10 protein-coding genes and 1 pseudogene are annotated in these 16813 nt (G+C 75.1%); 3 read left to right on the top strand and 8 right to left on the bottom strand.

Annotated elements, in window-relative coordinates:
- Positions 1-88: 88 nt before the first annotated feature.
- Positions 89-396 (bottom strand): annotated as a pseudogene (locus ACQUSR_RS30865) (LamG-like jellyroll fold domain-containing protein); the annotation flags it as partial.
- A gap of 422 nt (positions 397-818) precedes the next feature.
- Between ACQUSR_RS30865 and ACQUSR_RS30860 the strand changes: the two are divergent.
- On the top strand, positions 819-2714 hold the full coding sequence (locus tag ACQUSR_RS30860; protein WP_431047941.1) for an ABC transporter ATP-binding protein: 1896 nt from the start codon (positions 819-821) through the stop codon (positions 2712-2714).
- Here the strand turns inward: ACQUSR_RS30860 and ACQUSR_RS30855 are convergent.
- Together ACQUSR_RS30855 and ACQUSR_RS30850 are read right to left on the bottom strand one after the other, a co-directional pair.
- On the bottom strand, positions 2678-3619 hold the full coding sequence (locus ACQUSR_RS30855) for an MBL fold metallo-hydrolase (protein WP_431046216.1): 942 nt from the start codon (positions 3617-3619) through the stop codon (positions 2678-2680). The two genes, ACQUSR_RS30860 and ACQUSR_RS30855, sit on opposite strands and share 37 nt — an antisense overlap.
- A gap of 13 nt (positions 3620-3632) precedes the next feature.
- A complete protein-coding gene (locus ACQUSR_RS30850) occupies positions 3633-4736 on the bottom strand; it encodes a DMT family transporter (RefSeq protein WP_431046214.1) in 1104 nt (367 codons plus the stop codon).
- A 313-nt stretch (positions 4737-5049) separates the two neighbouring features.
- Between ACQUSR_RS30850 and ACQUSR_RS30845 the strand changes: the two genes are divergently transcribed.
- Entirely contained in the window at positions 5050-5658 is a 609-nt protein-coding gene (locus ACQUSR_RS30845; protein ID WP_431046212.1) for a TetR/AcrR family transcriptional regulator, read from the top strand.
- 337 nt (positions 5659-5995) lie between these two features.
- Positions 5996-6532: a hypothetical protein gene (locus tag ACQUSR_RS30840; protein WP_431046210.1), complete on the top strand. Its 537-nt coding sequence runs from the start codon at positions 5996-5998 to the stop codon at positions 6530-6532.
- 132 nt (positions 6533-6664) lie between these two features.
- Here ACQUSR_RS30840 and ACQUSR_RS30835 read toward each other — a convergent pair whose 3' ends face one another.
- The 5 genes from ACQUSR_RS30835 to ACQUSR_RS30815 all read right to left on the bottom strand — a co-directional run bounded on the left by ACQUSR_RS30835 (position 6665) and on the right by ACQUSR_RS30815 (position 16771).
- Complete coding sequence (locus ACQUSR_RS30835) at positions 6665-8581, bottom strand: ABC transporter ATP-binding protein (protein WP_431046208.1); 1917 nt, start codon at positions 8579-8581, stop codon at positions 6665-6667.
- A 61-nt stretch (positions 8582-8642) separates the two neighbouring features.
- On the bottom strand, positions 8643-9842 hold the full coding sequence (locus tag ACQUSR_RS30830; protein ID WP_431046206.1) for a glycosyltransferase: 1200 nt from the start codon (positions 9840-9842) through the stop codon (positions 8643-8645).
- On the bottom strand, positions 9839-10669 hold the full coding sequence (locus ACQUSR_RS30825; RefSeq protein WP_431046204.1) for an alpha/beta fold hydrolase: 831 nt from the start codon (positions 10667-10669) through the stop codon (positions 9839-9841). Before ACQUSR_RS30825 ends, ACQUSR_RS30830 begins: the two co-directional genes overlap by 4 nt.
- Before the next feature lie 5 nt (positions 10670-10674).
- A complete protein-coding gene (locus ACQUSR_RS30820) occupies positions 10675-10929 on the bottom strand; it encodes a phosphopantetheine-binding protein (RefSeq protein WP_431047939.1) in 255 nt (84 codons plus the stop codon).
- A gap of 130 nt (positions 10930-11059) precedes the next feature.
- Positions 11060-16771, bottom strand: coding sequence for a beta-ketoacyl synthase N-terminal-like domain-containing protein (locus ACQUSR_RS30815; protein ID WP_431047937.1), 5712 nt, complete (start codon positions 16769-16771; stop codon positions 11060-11062).
- Between the last annotated feature and the right edge of the window lie 42 nt (positions 16772-16813).

The following is a 16813-nucleotide window of genomic DNA, read 5'->3' as shown; positions in this document are numbered from 1 at the left end:
TGCTGTCGGAGCGGGTCGGGCAGCTTGGATGAACTGCGTCTGGGGGGAGGCGGCGAGGAACCCGGGGTGGCTCGGGCCGCCCCAGGTGTTCGCCGCCGGGGCCGCCCGTGGTGATGGCGAAGCGGGGGTTTCCGTTCCCGTTGCGGGCGGCCAGGTAGAGGTAGCGCTCGGTGCCGTCGCCGAAGTCGAAGACGCGGGTCCAGTTGGCATCGTGGGTGGGGTTCACCCAGGCGGAGAGGGTGACGGAGGAGGCGCCGCCGAGGACCCCGGCGGGCAGGTCGACGTACTGGTGGGAGCCGCGCGCGTTCTCGGCGCCGTACCGAATCTGCCAGGGACGCCGAGGACGGCCGGGGCGCGGCGCAGTGCCGCGCGGACCTCCGTGAGCGCGCCGAACATGCCTTGGCGGCGAAGACGCCGTCGCCGCCGAGGGCCGCGTCCCCCAGCGCGAAGGGCCGGACCGTCCAGGCGGCCGGGAGGGCGGAGGCCAGCGGTGCCGCCGCGAGGAGCGTCGACGCGCGGAGGAAGAGCCGTCTGTCGAGAGGCGGTGCCATGACCTCTCCTACTTCGTCCGATATTTCGAACAATGTTTGAAATATCGACTAGAACGTAGAGGCACGGCGACGGAACGTCAACAGCGCCATCAAGCCGCTTGAGCCGTTCTCCACCGGCCTCTGATATGCCGACGGCAACGGCATCGGGGACGAGGGCTGAGGTGACGTGGTGTGAGATGGGGTTTCATCGGGTCGGCGGAGACCGCGGACGAGGAGCGGTGTTCGGAGTCGGAACGGCTGCTCTTCGGCGGGCCGTTGCGGTACGACATGGGATGGAACCGGCACGACGGGTCGTTCCTGGAGCTGACCCTGCGGTCGATGGTGCGGCGATTACCGCATCTGCTCGGCACCACGGTGCGCCTGGCGCACCAGGCCGATCCGCGCGCGCTGCGGGTCGTCGCGGCGGCGGAGTCCGGCCGCGGGATCGCCCAGGCCGTCGGCCTGGTCGCGGTCAACCAGGTGCTGGCGCACCTGCTCGACGGCGGCACCACCGCCGACCGGCTCACCGCCGCCCTGCCCGCCATCGCGGTGGTGGCGCTCGCCGCGATGGCGGGGGCACTGCTGCGCTCGGCGTCCACGGCGGGCACCGGCCGCCTCGAGCCGAAGGTGGAGCGGGTGGCGACGGAGGCGTATCTGGAGCGGGTGGCGCGGGTGGAGCTCGCGGCCGTGGAGGACCACGAGTTCCACAAGCTCCTGGACTCCGCCTCCTGGGGCGCGTCCGCCGCCCGGCGTCTGATCAAGTACTGCACGTCGGTGGTGAACGCGATGATCTCCCTCGTCGCGGCCGCCGGGGTGCTCGCGGCCCTGCACCCGGTGCTGCTGCCGCTGCTGGCCCTGATGACCCTGCCCAGCGCGTGGAGTTCGCTGACGATCGCCCGCCGCCGCTACCGCTCCTTCCACAGCTGGGTCCAGCACGCGCGGGCCGGCCAGCTGCTGGGGCGGATCCTGATCGACACCCAGGCCGCGCCGGAGGTCCGCGTCCACGGGGTGGCGCCGTTCCTGCTGCGGCACTACCGCGCGATGTCGGAGGCCGGTGAGCGGGAGCAGACCCGGCTCGCCCGGCTCGCCGCCCGTACCGGGCTGCTCGCGGCCTGCGGCACGGGCCTCGCGGCGGCCGCCACCTACGGTGCGCTGGGAATGCTGCTGTGGACGGGCACGATGGCGCTGTCCGCGGCCGGGACGGCCGTGATCGGGATCCGCTCCGGGGCCGCCAGCCTCGACAGCCTCGTCCTACAGGTCAACTACCTGTACGAGGAGAGCCTGTTCGTCGGGGACCTGGAGCGGCTGTGCACGGAGGCGGACCGCCGGCTGATCCCCACCGGCGGCCGGGACCTGCCCGAGAAGGTCGCGAAGATCCGCTTCACGGACGTCACCTTCAGCTACCCCGGCAACGACAGCGGTCCGGCGCTGAAGGGGGTGGATGTGACCATTCCCGCCGGCAAGACCATCGCGCTGGTGGGCACCAACGGCAGCGGCAAGTCGACGCTGGCCCGGCTGCTGTGCGGGCTGTACGTCCCGGACAGCGGCACCGTCCACTGGGACGACGTGGACGCCACCGAGGCGGACCGCGCCCAGATCTTCGACCGGATCGCGGTGGTCAACCAGGACTTCTACAGGTGGCCGTTCACGGCCCGGGTCAACGTCGGCATCGGCCGCACCAGCACCCCGGCCGGCGACGAGCAGTTGGAGGCCGCGGCCCGCTACGCCGGGGCGGACGACGTGATCACGGAGCTGCCGCACGGGTGGGGCACGCTGCTGGCCCGGGGCTACCGGGGCGGGCACCAGATCTCCGGTGGCCAGTGGCAGCGGCTGGGCATCGCCCGCGCCCGGCTGCGCGACGCCCAGATCCTGGTCGTCGACGAGCCGACCAGCGCGCTGGACGCCGCCGCCGAGCAGCAGGTCTTCGACCGGATCCGGGATCTCGCCGCCGAGGGGCAGACCGTCATCCTCATCACCCACCGGCTGCACAGCGTCCGGCACGCCGACGAGATCTACGTCCTCCAGCACGGGCAGGTCGCCGAGCACGGCACCTTCGACGAGCTGATGGACCCGGTGACGGGCACCGGCGCGTTCCGCGACATGTACCTGCTCCAGTCGAACGCCTATCAGCCGTGCCCGGGCGAGGATCAGGCGTGGCAGGACAGCGGGCGGCCGCCGTTGTAGGCGATCATGTCGTCCAGCGCGCTCCGGGCGTCTATCGGGGCGCCGGGGGCCGCGCCCGCGAGTTCGGCGTAGGCGCGGTGCAGATTGCCCACGATCCGTTCGCGGTCGGCCAGTTCCGCGTACGGCCCCAGGTCGGTCTCCCGGGCCGCCTCCAGCGGGGACAGGCCCGCGGCGCGGCCGCGGGCCGCGGTGTCCTGGACGAACCGGAGGTAGCCCAGCACGGTGTCGATCAGCTCGGGCCCGGCGACCGGGCCGTGCCCGGCGACGATGGTCCGGGCACCCAGCGGCGCGATCACGTCCTCCAGCACGCTGACGGCCCCGGAGAGCGACCCCTGGACGAGGAACGGGGTGCCGCCGTTGAACAGCAGATCGCCGCAGAACAGAACCCGGCGCTCCGGGATCCAGACGATCGAGTCGTTGGTGGTGTGCGCGGCGGTGCCGACGTGCCGCACCTCGCAGCGCAGGTCGTCGACCCACAGGGTGACGCCGTCGGTGTAGGTGAGGAACGGCGGTTCGAGCTGGATGTCGCCCCATTCGACGTCGGTCCAGTACGGCGCCGCGCGCGGCTCGCCCCAGTCCCGTATCCCGGCCCGCACGCCCTCGTGGCCGACGATGGTGGCGCCGCGGAAGAGATGGTTGCCGAAGGTGTGGTCGCCGTGGTGGTGGGTGTTGACCAGGGTCCGGACCGGCTGCGGCGTGACCGCCTTGATCGCGTCGAGGTAGGCCCGGGTGCGGCGCTCGGTGGCGCAGGCGTCCACGCTGATCACCCCGCGTCTGCCGACGAGGAAGCCGGTGTTGTTGATCCACCAGGTGCCGTCGGGCTGGACGTACGCGTAGACGCCCTCGGCGACCTCCTCGACCCGGGGCGCCGCGGGGACGGTGATGTCGTGCGTGCTGCTGCTCATCGGCGACGGCTCCTCAACGGTTGCACGGCGCGGGCGGGATGCCCTGCGGCGGCCGCGCGGCGGGGGTCGTACCGGCGCGCGGACCGCGGGTCCCATCGTCCTCGATCTCCGATGGCGCGGCGGGGAGTTCGCAGATCCGGCCGGTACGGCACGCGTGCCGGGGCCGCGCCGGGCGGGTCGTCGGGCGGGCACGCGCGCCGGGCGGCCGGCATCCGGCGGGGCCGGGCACGCGCGGGCCGGCCGGCTCCACCGGCCCGGCCGCCACGGCGCCGGACGGCGGAGCTGGGGCGCCAGGGGTGTCGGGGCGCCGGGTGAGCAGGACCACGCCGCGGGCCGCCAGGGCCGCCCCCGCCACGGCGGACACGGCTCCGGCCGCCCCGCCCTGGAGCCGTTCACCCAGCAGCGTGAGCCCGATGACGGCCGCGGCGACCGGGTTGGCGAGGGTCACCACGGCCAGCGGCGCGCCGAGCCCGTCCCGGTAGGCGGTCTGCGCCAGCAGCAGCCCCGCCCCGGCGAAGGCCGCGACGAGCAGCGCCACGAGCAGCACGCGCGGCACCGGTCCGGCGCCGCCACCGGTGAGGGCCACGGTGACGGTCTGGGTGAGCGCCGACGCGACGCCGGAGGCGAGGCCGGAGGCGGCGGCGTGCCGCAGTCCCGGGCGCGCTCCCGGCCGGGCGAGTACGGCGATCAGCACGGCGCTCACGGCCGCGACCCCCAGCGCCTGGCGCGCCCCGAGCGTGTCCTGGGGCGCGGCGGCAGACGTGGCCGTCAGCAGGGCGCCGAGGCCGACGAGGGTGGCCGACGTGCCGCGCCGTTCGGCACGGGAGACCCGGCGCCCGGCGCGGTGCGCGCCGAGCGGCACGGCCGCGACCAGGGTGAGCGCGCCGAGCGGCTGGACGAGGGTGAGGGGCCCGAACCTGAGCGCCGCGACGTGCAGCGCGGCTCCCGCCGCGTTCAGCGCGACCGAGCCCCACCAGGCGGCGCTGCCGAGCAGCCGCAGCAGCCCGGTCCGGTCCGCGCGGGCACGGGAGGCGAGCCGCTCCTGGGCAACCGCGGCGGCGGCGTAGGCCACGGCGGAGACCAGGGAGAGGACGACGGCTATGCCGGTCGCGCTCACCTCGCGGCCCGCGGGGCGAAGGGCGCGGGGCCGGTCGGGACGGAGCCGGTCTGTACAGGGTCGGTCTGTACAGGGCCGCTCGGTATGGGGCCGCTCGGCGCGGCGAGGACGCCGGCCGGCGGTGCCGGGCGGGCGGCTGTGCCCGGGTCGGGCTCGGCTGGCTCGGATCGGGGGTCCATCACCCGTTCCCTTCGCATCGCGGTGGCGGCGCGGCGCGCCGGAGTGTCGCGCCCATCGATACAGGAGTGTACCGATACGGCGATGTACCGATACACTTGCGTATCGAGAACAGCAGGCCGAGAGGAAGGGACCCATGCCCGCCCAGGACATCGCGCCCCCCGCTCGCCGCTCCAAGATCACGCCGGAGCGGGAGCGGGAGTTCTACGAGGCCGTACTCGACCTGCTCAGGGAGGGCGGCTACGACGCGGTGACCATGGAGGGCGTCGCCGCCCGGACCCGCGCGAGCAGATCGACGCTGTACCGCCAGTGGCAGACCAAGCCGCGGCTGGTCGCGGCCTCCCTGCGCGGCACCCGCCAGGTGCGGCTGGCCGGCATCGACACCGGCTCGCTGGCCGGTGATCTGCTCGCGGCGGCGCGCGCCATGGGCGACTGCTCCGGAATGGACACCTCACTCCAGCACGCGCTCGGCCACGCCGCCCTCAACGATCCCGAGCTGATGGACGCGCTGCGCGAAGCCCTGGTCGAGCCCGAGCTGGCGGCGGTCGACGCGATGGTCCGGCGCGGTGTGGAGCGCGGTGAGGTCGACGCGGGCGACCCGGCGCTGGAGTTCGTCGCGGCGCAGCTGTTCGGGGCCATGCGCATCCGGCCGATCCTGGAAGGCCCGTACGCGGACGAGGCGTACCTCACGCGGTTCGTCACGGCGGCGCTCCTCCCCTCGCTCGGACTCTCCGGGCGCTCATGATCTGCGGGCCGTCGTGAGAGCGGAGACGGCCCGCGTGCGCCGCCCCCTGGGGACGGGGGCGGCGCACAACCCTTTCCGGGCGCCGTCCACGCGGGTTCCGGGCGCCGTCCACGCGGGCCGGGGCACGGCGGGAAAGACATCCTCAGGCATGACGCCGAGCCCGCCGTGCGGCGGATGTGCCGCCGTGCGGACAGCGCCCAGGTCTGACGTCCGGTCACCGGGACGCGCCTAGCGTGGTCCCGCCGGCGGTCCTCGTCGGCCGCCGTCACGCCGTACCGCGCCGTACCGCGCCGTACCGCGCCGACGGGAGAGTCGCTCAGAGACAAGGGAGTTGGGCATGCTGCGCGCTGTGCCACCGAAGGTCGCCCGGCGGATCGCGGGATTCGGTGTGGCCGCGGCCGTGCCGTACGTGGCGGTCAAGACGTACTGGGCGGCGGGCGGGCGGGCCGGCCTGCCCGACGGGTTCGACATGAGCGACGAGTTCCGCGAGAACGGCGCGCCCGAGGCGGTCGTGTGGCTGGTGGAGCACGGCGTCGACTTCACGGCCGTGGCGGCGGTGTGCGGGATGGTCCTCGTATCGGCGCTCGTGCGGCCGTGGGGCCGGGTGTTCCCGCGATGGCTGCTTCTCGTGCCGGCCTGCGCCGGAACGGCACTGCTGATCCCGTACGGCCTGCTGACGTCGGTGCTGTCCGTGGTGCAGCTCGGCGAGGAGTCCCACTCCGGGGTTCCCGGCATGACGCAGTGGATCGTGCCGGCCGGGGTGGCCGCCTTCCTGGGGCTCGGGGTGGCCATGGGCGCGGGGGTCTGGTCCCAGGTCGGCGGGAAACCGCTCGCGCGGCGGGCGGAGGGCGGCGCGCGGTCCGCGCGCGGCTGACCCGCCACTTGTCGCGACGGGGCGGGAGCCGCCCCCGGCCCACCGCCCCTGGCCCGCTACTCCTGGCCCACCGCCCCGGCCCAGCGCCTTCGGCGAGCCGGACAAGCGCCGGCTCGGGGGCGGTGACCCCTGTCAGTCGTCCTCGCCGCCCACCAGCATCTGGGAGGCGGCGAGTTCGCGGTACAGCTCGTCGGTCTCCACCAGTTCGCGATGGCTGCCCAGGGCCCGGACGCGGCCGTGTTCCAGCACCACGATCTGGTCGGCCCCGGTCACCGTCGACAGCCGGTGGGCGATGAGCAGCACGGTGCACGTGCGGGCCGCCTGGTCCACCGCCTCGCGCAGCGCGCGCTCGTTGCTGGCGTCGAGTGCCGCGGTGGCCTCGTCCAGCAGCAGTACCTCCGGCTTGCGCAGCAGCGCCCGCGCGATGGCCAGCCGCTGGCGCTCGCCACCGGACAGGGTGACGCCGCGGGTGCCGACCTCGGTGCGCAAGCCGTCGGGGAGGCGGGCGATCAGCGTGTCGAGCCGGGTCAGCCGCAGCGCCTCGGCGATGTCCTCGTCGGTGGCGTCGGTCGCCGCGTACCGCAGGTTGTCCTCGATGGTGCCCGCGAGCACGGGTGAGTCCTGCTCCACGTACGCGATCCGGCGGCGCACCTCGGCCCGGGGCAGGGTGGCGATGTCCACTCCGTCCAGCAGGATCCGGCCCGACTCCGGTTCGTAGAAGCGCTGGAGCAGCGCGAACATGGTGGTCTTGCCCGCCCCCGACAGCCCGACCAGCGCGGTCTGGGTGCCGCCCGCGGCGGTGTAGGAGATGCCTCGCAGGGCGGGTCCGCGGCCGGGGTAGCCGAAGCGCACGTCGCTGAACTCGATGGTCGGCGGAAGGGCGGGACGAGCCGGGAGCGGTCCGTCCAGGCCTCCGGTGTCCGTGTCCCCGTCCACGTCGTCCTCGATCGGCATGGCGCCGACCTGTTCGATGCGTCCCACGGCGCCGAGTCCCCCCTGGAGAATGCTCAGCCCCGACACCAGGGAGCCGATCGGGCTCGCCAGGTAGAAGACGTACAGCAGGAAGGCGATCAGCTCGGGCGCGCCGAGGTCTCCGGAGGCGACGAGGGCGCCCCCGGCGCCGAGTACGGTGAGGAAGGCGAGTTGGACGGAGACGCCGGAGAGGATCTGCACCACGGCGACGTAGCGGGCGCCGGTCAGTCCCGCCCGGTACGCCCCGTCGATGGCCTCGTCGGCGAGCTCGGTCTCCCGGCGCTCGGCGCCGTTGGCCTTGACGGTGCGGGCCGCGCCCAGGGTGCGGTCCAGGGCGGCGCCGACCGCGCCGACCGACTCCTGCGCGCGGGCCACGGCGCCGCTGATCCGGGGCAGGACGAGCAGCATCCCTGCGGCGACGCACAGCAGGACGGCGAGGGTGATGCCGAGCAGCCCCAGATGCACCACGCCCATCAGCGCGATCGCGCCGACAATGCTGAGCGTGCCGTTGGCGACCATGATCAGACCCTCGGTGGCGGCGTTCTGCACCAGGGTGCTGTCGGAGGTGACCCGGGCGATGAGGTCGCCCGGGGGCCGGCGGTCCAGCTCCGGCACCCGCAACCGGATCAGCCGGAAGACCAGGTCCCTGCGGATCTGCCGGACCACCCGTTCCGCGGTGCGCTGCTGCCACCAGGACTGGAGTCCGGTGAGCGCGGCGCCGACCACCACCAGGGCGGCCAGCAGCACGACCGGTCCGACGACGCTGTCGCCGTCGGCCAGCCCCTCCAGGACGTGCTGGGCGACCAGCGGCTGCACCAGCCCGGCGGCGCTGGCCACCAGGACCAGTAACAGGGTGGCGGTGAGTACCAGCCGGTGCGGGCGGGCGTACCGCAGCAGCGTCCGTATCGGGGCGGGAGCGCCAGGCGCGGGGGTGCCGTCGGGATCGCCCGGCGCGTGGGAGCCATCGGGATCGCCCGGCGCGTGGGAGCCGTCGGGGGCCGCGGGCGTGTCCTTCCCCCCGGTCGGTGGCGGGAGCGGAGAACGGGAGGCGGCGGGGGTGTCGGATGCCGTTGTCATGTGTCGGTCCTGGGTTGGCTGTCGTGAGCGTGCGTACGGGGCCGTGGGCCGCCGTGGGTGGTCACCGGCCGGGCGCGGGCTCGGCGGCGGGCCGCGGGTGCCGGGCGGCGATCCGGTCGAGGTGATCGGCGGCGGCGGTCACCCCGCCCGCCGCGCGGAAGGAGCGGCCGATCGCCTCGGCCGCGGACCGGTGGCCGCGGCCCGGGTCGAGGACGGTCTCGATGGCGGTGCCGAGCCGGGCGGCGTCGACCCGGTTGAACCGCACCCGCACCCCGGCGCCCGCCTCGACGACCTGTCCGGCGACGATCGGCTGGTCGTCGCGGATCGGGGCGAGCACCAGCGGGACCCCGTGCCACAGCGACTCGCAGACCGTGTTGTGGCCGCTGTGGCAGACGACCGCGTCGAGGTGGGGCAGCAGGTCGAGTTGGGGTACGTGGTCGAGGACCAGCACCCCGTCGGGTGCGGCGGTGAGCGTGTGCCCGGGGTCGACGACGATGCCCTGGACGCGGTCGGCGAGCCGGTCGAGGGCCTCGGCGGCGGTGGCGAGGAACCGGCCGCCGGCGTCCGCGTTCGCCGTACCGAGCGTGACCAGCACCTTGGCGCGGTCCGGGGACAACCGGGCCCAGGGGAAGGCCGCGCCGGCGGCGGCGCGGGGCGCGATGGCCGGTCCCACCAGGTGCACCCTCTCGTGGGGCAGGGCCGCGTCCCCGAGCAGTTCCCGTCCGGTGAACGCGAGGATCCCGTACGGGGAGAAGCGCGGGTCGCCGGTCCGCGCCGGGTCGCCGAGCCGGCTCCGCAGCCCGGCCAGCAGGCCGTCCAGCCAGGCGCCCACCTTGGGCATGCCGGCGAGCGGGTCGACGAACTCGGCCGAGGTGCTGGCGGAGGTGACATGGACGACGCCGTGCCGCTCGGCGACGAGGGCGCCCGCCACCGCGTGCTGGTCGGCGACCACGACGTCCGGCCGGAAGGTGCCGATCGCCATGTCGACGCCGGGGGCCATGAGTTCGGCCAGCGGGGCGAAGAACTCCTCCCAGAGGAACTGGAAGGCGGCCGGTCCGATGAGCCTGGGCGGTCTGCGGACCTCCGCACCGGGCATCGCGCACGCGAAGACGGTGGTGTCCGTGCCCGCGAGCCGGCGGATCTGGTCGGGGTAGCCGGCCCAGGCCACCCGGTGGCCGCGGCGGGTCAGTTCGTGCGCGACGCCGACCAGGGGGTTGGTGTGCCCGACCAGCGGGGGGACGACGAGCAGGAACCGGGTCACCGCACCGCCTCGGCCAGCGTGTGCTCCCGCACTGCCGGCGTGTGCTCCCGTACCCAGTCCAGTATCAGGTCGCGGGTCTCGGCGGTCCGCTCCACCAGGACGGAGTGCCCCTGGTCGGCGAGGACCACGGTGCGGCAGCGCGGCAGCCTCGCCCGCAGCCCGGGCACCTGGGCGCTGAGCCCGGACTCGTCGCCGAAGACGGCCAGCATCGGGCAGCCGATGGCGCTGAGGTCGTCGTCGATGACCTTGCTGCGGGGGACGTCCTCGGCGAGCGTCGTGGTCTGCAGGATCCGGCTGGCGCCCCGGGAGAGCCGCGCGGTGTGCGCGCCGTGGTGGGCCGATATCCAGCTGATGACCTCCTCGTGCTGGAGCCGGTCCTTGGCGTCGGCGAGTCCGTCGGCCATGTGCCGGGTCCACTCGGCGACCGGCGGTTCGGACTCGATCATGGTGACGGTGGCGACGCGGTCGGGGTGCCAGGCGGCGAGCGCCCCGGCGATCGTGCCGCCGAAGGAGTTGCCGACCACATGCGCCCGGCGGGTCTCCCCCAGCGCGTCGAGCAGCGCGACCAGGTCGTCGACGAAGGACTCCAGCCGGTAGCCCTCCCGCGGCCGGTCGCTGCGGCCGTGCCCGCGCAGGTCGTACATGAGCACGTCGATGCCCTCGGCCGCGAACGCGGGGCCGAGGGTGAAGTAGTAGCTGGCCAGGCTGTCGGTGAGCAGCCCGTGGACGAAGACCACCAGCGGCGGCTCGGTGCCGTCCGCGGGCCGGGTCCGGGCGGGCAGCCGCTGGACGTGGGTGGTGATCTCGCCGGTACGGAGCTTGGTCATCGGGTTCAGCTCCGCTCGGTGGCGCGCAGCGACACGACCACGTGGTCGACGAGCCGGCCGACGGTCAGCGCGATGATCTCGTCCAGTTCGAGGTCGGCGATGAAGGCGGCGAAGTTGACGCGGTCGCCGTAGTGCTCGCGCAGCGACCCGGAGAGGGTGACCAGGTCGACGCTCTCCAGTTCGAGATCGTCGTGGAAGGTGGTCTCCCGGGTGATCTCGGCGTCGTCCAGGGCGTATTCCTCCAGCAGGGTCCGCAGCATGCCCGCGATGTCCGCCAGCACGGCGTCGGGGTCCGCGGCCGGGGTGGCGCCCGCTGTCGTCGCGTGTGCGGCTGACGTCGCCTCGGCCGCTGACGTCGCGGGTGCCGCCGGCGTCGTGTGTCCCACAGTCTCAGTGCTCATGTCGGTTCTCCTGATTCGTTGTCCGGCCGTGTCCCTGGCCGCCGGCTGTCCACGCGACCACGTACTCCCGCTCCGGCAGGCCGGGCGGGTTGGCGCTCCGCCGCACCCGCACGTCGTACGACGCGCCCTGGGTCTCGACCCGGAGCCGGTCCGCGTCGGCGGCCACCACACGGAAGTCGGCGGGCCGGCCGCGCAGGCCGGTGCCGCGGTGCTTGGCGACGGCCTCCTTGGCCGCCCAGAAGCGGGTGAACCACACCGCTTCGCCGTCGGTCCCGGTGGCCACCCGCGCGTCGAGCAGGGCCAGTTCCCCGGCGTCGCACGCCGCCTCGATCGTGGCCCGCGGCCGTTCGGCGACCTCCTCGACGTCGATCCCGCAGGGCCCGCGCCGGGCGATGGCGACCCCGGCCTCGGCCCGGTGCGCGAGCGAGACCACCAGGTCGTCGCCGAGGACGCGGCCGTGGACACCGTGGACCGTGGGGCGGCCTTCGGCGTCGTTGCGGACGGCGATCTCGGCCGGGTAGACGTCGCCGGGCTCCTCGGTCCACAGCAGGCCGCGGACCGCGTCCTTGGCTGCGATCCGGCCGAGCAGCCACTGCCGTCGGCGCACCGGGGGGAGTTGCTCGTAGTGGGCGCGCTCGTCGCCGCCGAGGACGTTCCGCCTGATCAGCTCGCGGGTGGCCAGGTCCGGCCAGCGCTCGTGGACCTGGGCCCAGCCTTCGGGCCGGAGGGTGGACAGGGTGTTGCTCCCGGGGAAGCGGTCCACGGCCCGGATGTTGGGGTCGGTGTCGAAGCGGCGGTCCTGCCAGCCGCTGAACCGCGCCCAGACCCGGCCGTCGTGGACGAGCTGCATGTCCGCGGTGAGGGTGCTGTCGGTGACGTCGGTGATCCGGATGGCGCACTCCAGCCGGTCACCGGGCCGGGGGTGGGGGCCGTGGAAGCGGATCTGTTCCATCCGTACGGGGAAGACGGTGGTGCGCTCGGTCAGCGTCGCCATGATCCAGTAGCCGAGGAGCTGCCCGACGTTGTCCAGCAGCGCGCCGGGCGCGCCGGGGTCGGTGAGCACGCCGCGTACGTGCCGGTCGCCGATGGCGGTCAGCTCGCTGACGCCCTGGAAGCGCGGGCCGTGGAACATCCACCGCTCGCTGTAGAGCTGTTCCGCCGTCAGCCCGGGGACGCGTTCGGCGGCCGGATCGACGGGCCAGGGGGCGGGCGGCGCGGTGTACCGGGGCGCCAACTCGACCACGGCCTCCGAGGAGCCGACGAGGCTGACGTGGATGCGGTCGGGTGCGGTCCGGCGCACCTGTACGGGGACGTCGACGGCCGGGATCGCCTCGATCCACTTCAGCAGCCGCACGTCGTGCACGGCGACCGCGCGCATCCCGGGGACGGTGCGTTCCGCGATGTCCATGAGGTGGGTGACGACCGTCGTGGCGGGGACGATCGGCCACCGGTCGCCCTCGTCGGGCCAGCCGGGCCGCTGGCGGAAGAAGCAGTGGTCGAGGAGGTAGGGCATCTCGGCGACGTCCACGCGGAGCACGTCCGAGAGGGGCATGTCGGAGGGCGGTGCGGGGGGTACGGGCGCGGGCGCTTCGGCACGGCCTGCGGGGGTACTGATGCGGCCCGACGCGCCGGGGGCCGCGGGGGGCTCGGGTGCCGCGGACGGCCCGGCGGGCCCAGTGGGGCCGGTGGACCGCCCCGGGTACGCCGCGCCGAGACGCGGCGTACCCGCAGACGTCACCGGCGCGCCGGGCGGCACGAGAGGCGCTGCGGGCTGCGGCCCGCGACCGGCCGGCCTCGGGCCGCCGGTACCCGGCGGCACGGCCACGCGGGCGTCGGCGGGCTGGGACACCGATGTCGCGCCGGCGGCGGAGGTGCCCCGGCTCTGAACGGCGGCACGGGCGTCGAGGAGTACGCCCGCGAGCGCCGCGGTGTCGTACAGCAGCGCGGACAGCTCGGCAGCCGCCGGGTGACCGGCACCGGAGCGGCCGAGCCGGTCCAGCACGCCGTCATCGGCGGGTGTGGCGGAACGGACCGGCGCCGCGCCGAGCAGGCCCCGAGCGTGCGCGGGCAGCGAGACCAGCGCCCCGCCGAGGTCGAGCCGAACCCCGGCCCGGGCCGCAGGGTCGGCTCCGGTCGCCGCCGAGGCGGTGGTGGCCGGAGCCGCGGGGGCGTGGGATCCGGCGGCCGCGCGGGACGCGGCATGGCCGGACACGGTGTCGGTGACCCTGTCGGCCTCGGGCTCCGCGCCCCTGAACGCCGGAGGGACTCCGGTCACCACCGGAGCGGCGGCGTTCGGGGACGCCGTCACACGGGACGCGGCGGCGGGACGGGGCGCGGCGCTGCCGGACGCGGCAGCCGCGTACGCGGCAGCCCCGGCACCCGCACCCCCGCGCTCCGGAGAGACCCCGGTCGCGGTCGGCGCGGCCTGGGCCGCGCCGGTACGGGACACGGCACCGTCCTGCGGCACGCCGACCGTCTGGGGCACGGTGCCTGTGGAACCGGGGCCCGGGGAGCCCACGTACGCGGAACCGGCGTGCTCGGGCCGAGCACGCCCGGGACCGTCGGCCTCAGCGCTGCCGTACCCGGCCCCGGCGACCTCGGCCGCGGCACCCTCAGCCCGGACGTGCTCGTACCCGGAACCAGACCCGGCCCCGGCGTCCACGGGTCCGACAACCTCGGTCGCGGCACCCTCGACCCGGACGTGCTCGTACCCGGAACCAGACCCGAGCCCGGCGTCCACGGGTCCGACAACCTCGGTCGCGGCACCCTCAGCCGGGACGTGCTCGTCCCCGGAGCCGGACCCGGCCCCGGCGTCCACGGTCCCGGCGGCGCCCGGCCGGGTGCCCTCGGCGGCCCCGTGGCCCGATGCCGACCGAGACGCCGCGGGCGTCAGCAGCGGTCCGGCGTCCGGGGCCGCGCCGGACGTCCACAGCGCGGTGACCACCCTGCGCAGCTGCGCCAGGCTGTCCCGTCCCGTGGCGTGCGCGGAGACCACCAGCCGGTCGCGGTCGGCCAGGGTGTCGTCGATCAGTGAGCCGAGCTGTCCCGCGCCGAGCTGGACGAAGGCGCGGTACCCGGCGCCGTGCATCGCGTCGATCATCAGGCGGAACCGCACCGGTTCCAGCAGGTGGCGGACGAACAGCTCACGGACCCCTGCCGGGTCCTGCGGATAGGGCGCGGCGGTCGTGGCGGACCAGACCGGGGTGGTCTGCGGGTACAGGGTGTAGGTCTCCGCGGCGCGCCGGATCGGGTCCAGGTAAGGGGCGAGCATCGGGGTGTGGAAGCCGGAGCGGAACGGCAGGATCTGCCCGATCACCCCCTGGCCGCGCAGCCGCAGCACGATCTCCTGGACCGCGTCCTCCGGGCCGCAGATCATCGACTGCTTGGGCGCGTTGTCGTGGGAGAGCACCACATCGGTGCGGTCGGCGAGTTCGGCGAGCACCCGGTCGGCGGGCAGGCCGAGGACGGCGAAGGCCGCGCCCGGCACCCGGAGCCCGTCCGGGTCGAAGTCGGCGAGGAAGGCGTCGACCTCGTCGGCGGCGTGGATACCGCCGCAGGCCATGGCCGTCCACTCGCCCACGCTGTGACCCGCGACGGCGTCCGGCACCACCCCCAGGCGGCGCAGCGCCGTGTCGAGCAGTCTGCCGAGCTGGAACACGGCCGCGCCGTGCCGCCCCACGTCGCCGACCTCGGCGTCGTCGCCGGCGGTCCAGTCGAGCTCGAAGTGCCGTGCCAGCTCGGCCACCCGGGGGTCGAACTCGGCCTCCAGGCCCGGGAAGACGAACGCGGTGCGGCCACCGGCCGGGCCGAGCAGCGGTGCGGGGCTGAACCACACGTCGCTGCGGCCGTGCCAGGGCTTGCCCTTGCCCAGCACCTTGCGGGCGAGCGCGAGCCTGCGCGCGGTGGGGTCCACGATGCCCAGCCGGGCGGGTTCGGTGACGGGCGCGCGCTCGTCCAGACCGGCGGCCAGAACCGCGGCGTCGTCGCCGTCCAGCAGCGCGGCCAGCGCGTCGGGACCGGACGCGGCCAGACGCAGCACGCGCTCGGGTTCGGTCACGACGGTGCGGGCGGGATGCGATCGCTGCGCCGTACGCGGAGCCGGCGCGGCGGCGATCTGGCGCGGCGCGGTGGCGGCGTCTTGCTGCGGCGCGGTACGCGGCTCCGGCGCCGTGGCGATCCGCTGCCGTCCCCTACCCGGCTCCGGGACGGCGGCCACCTCGTACGGCACGGTAGCGGCGTCGTGCTGCGGCACCGTACGCGGCTCCGGCGCCGTGGCGGCCTGTCGTCGCGGTGTACGCGGCTCCACGGCGGTGGCAAGCCGTTCCGGCGCCGTGGCGGCCTGTTCCAGTACGACGTGCGCGTTGATGCCGCCGAAGCCGAAGGCGTTGACGGCTGCCCGGCGCGGCGCTCCGGTGGTCGGCGGCGCCCAGGGGCGGGCCTCGGCCAGCGGGGCGAACCGGGTGCCGGCAAGACCCGGGTGGGGTTCCTCGCAGTGCAGGGTCGGTGGCAGTACCCCGTGGTGCAGCGCCAGCGCGGCCTTGATCAGACCGGCGATGCCCGCGGCGGGCATGGTGTGGCCGATCATGGACTTCACCGAGCCGATGGCGGCCCGCTCGCCCTGGGCGGGGCCGAACACCTCCGCGAGGGTGGCGAGTTCGGCGCGGTCTCCGGCCGGGGTGCCGGTGCCGTGCGCCTCCAGCAGCCCGATCGCGTCCGCCGCTCGCGGGTCGAGTCCGGCCGCGTCCCACGCCTGGCGGACGGCGCGGACCTGGCCGCCGGGGTCGGGGTTGAGCAGGCTGGCCGAGCGGCCGTCGCTGGCCACGCCCGTACCGGAGACCACGGCGTAGACCCGGTCGCCGTCGCGTTCGGCGTCCGCGAGCCGTTTGAGGACCACGACGCCGGTGCCCTCGCCGATCAGCACCCCGTCGGCGTCCCGGTGCAGCGGGCGGATCCGCTGGCTCGGCGAGAGCGCGCCCAGCTGGCTGAAGACGCTCCACAGGGTGATGTCGTGGCAGTGGTGCACTCCCCCGGCCAGCATCACGTCGCAGCGTCCGGCGGCGAGTTCCCGCGCCGCGTGGTCGACGGCGACCAGCGAGGAGGCGCAGGCCGCGTCCACGGTGTAGGCCGGGCCGCGCAGGTCCAGCCGGTTGGCGACCCGGGAGGCCGCCAGGTTGGGCACCAGGCCGATGGCGGATTCCGGTCGCTCCGGGCCGAGTTGCCCGGTGAACGCCGACCGCACCCGCTCCAGCCGGTCGTCGTCGAGCTCGGGCACCAGTTCGCGCAGCGTGCGCACCAGCTGCTGGGCGGTGCGTACCCGCTGGTCGAGACGGACCAGTCCGGGCGTCAGATAGCCGCCGCGGCCCAGGACGACGCCCACCCGCTGCCGGTCCGCGGGCAGCACCGTCTCGCCGCCCGCGTCCGTGATCGACTGGTGGGCCACGTGCAGCGCGATGAGCTGGTCGGGCTCGGTGCCGGGCACGGAAGTCGGCATGATGCCGAACCGGGTGACGTCGAACTCGGCGTCGGTGTCGACGAACCCGCCGCGCCGGCAGTAGACCCGGTCGGCCCTGCGGGGCCCGTCGGGGGCGTAGAACTCCTCGTCCCAGCGCCCGGCGGGGACATCGGTGACGGCGTCCACGCCGCCCACGATGTTCCGCCAGTAGCCGTCCAGGTCCCTTGCGCCCGGCAGGAACACGGCCATGCCGACGATGGCGATCGGTGTGCGGTGGGGGTGGTGGGGGGT

The organism is Streptomyces sp. P1-3 (assembly GCF_050613155.1).
Classification (GTDB): Bacteria; Actinomycetota; Actinomycetes; order Streptomycetales; family Streptomycetaceae; genus Streptomyces.
This window is presented reverse-complemented; position numbering and strand designations above follow the sequence as displayed.

Bases quoted from the DNA above. Each gene is read 5' to 3' on its own strand.
- ACQUSR_RS30860 (WP_431047941.1), top strand. From the start codon at position 819: ATGGGATGGAACCGGCACGACGGGTCGTTCCTGGAGCTGACCCTGCGG.
- ACQUSR_RS30855 (WP_431046216.1), bottom strand. From the start codon at position 3,619: ATGAGCAGCAGCACGCACGACATCACCGTCCCCGCGGCGCCCCGGGTC.
- ACQUSR_RS30845 (WP_431046212.1), top strand. From the start codon at position 5,050: ATGCCCGCCCAGGACATCGCGCCCCCCGCTCGCCGCTCCAAGATCACG.
- ACQUSR_RS30840 (WP_431046210.1), top strand. From the start codon at position 5,996: ATGCTGCGCGCTGTGCCACCGAAGGTCGCCCGGCGGATCGCGGGATTC.
- ACQUSR_RS30835 (WP_431046208.1), bottom strand. From the start codon at position 8,581: ATGACAACGGCATCCGACACCCCCGCCGCCTCCCGTTCTCCGCTCCCG.
- ACQUSR_RS30825 (WP_431046204.1), bottom strand. From the start codon at position 10,669: ATGACCAAGCTCCGTACCGGCGAGATCACCACCCACGTCCAGCGGCTG.
- ACQUSR_RS30820 (WP_431047939.1), bottom strand. From the start codon at position 10,929: ATGCTGCGGACCCTGCTGGAGGAATACGCCCTGGACGACGCCGAGATC.
- ACQUSR_RS30815 (WP_431047937.1), bottom strand. From the start codon at position 16,771: ATGGCCGTGTTCCTGCCGGGCGCAAGGGACCTGGACGGCTACTGGCGG.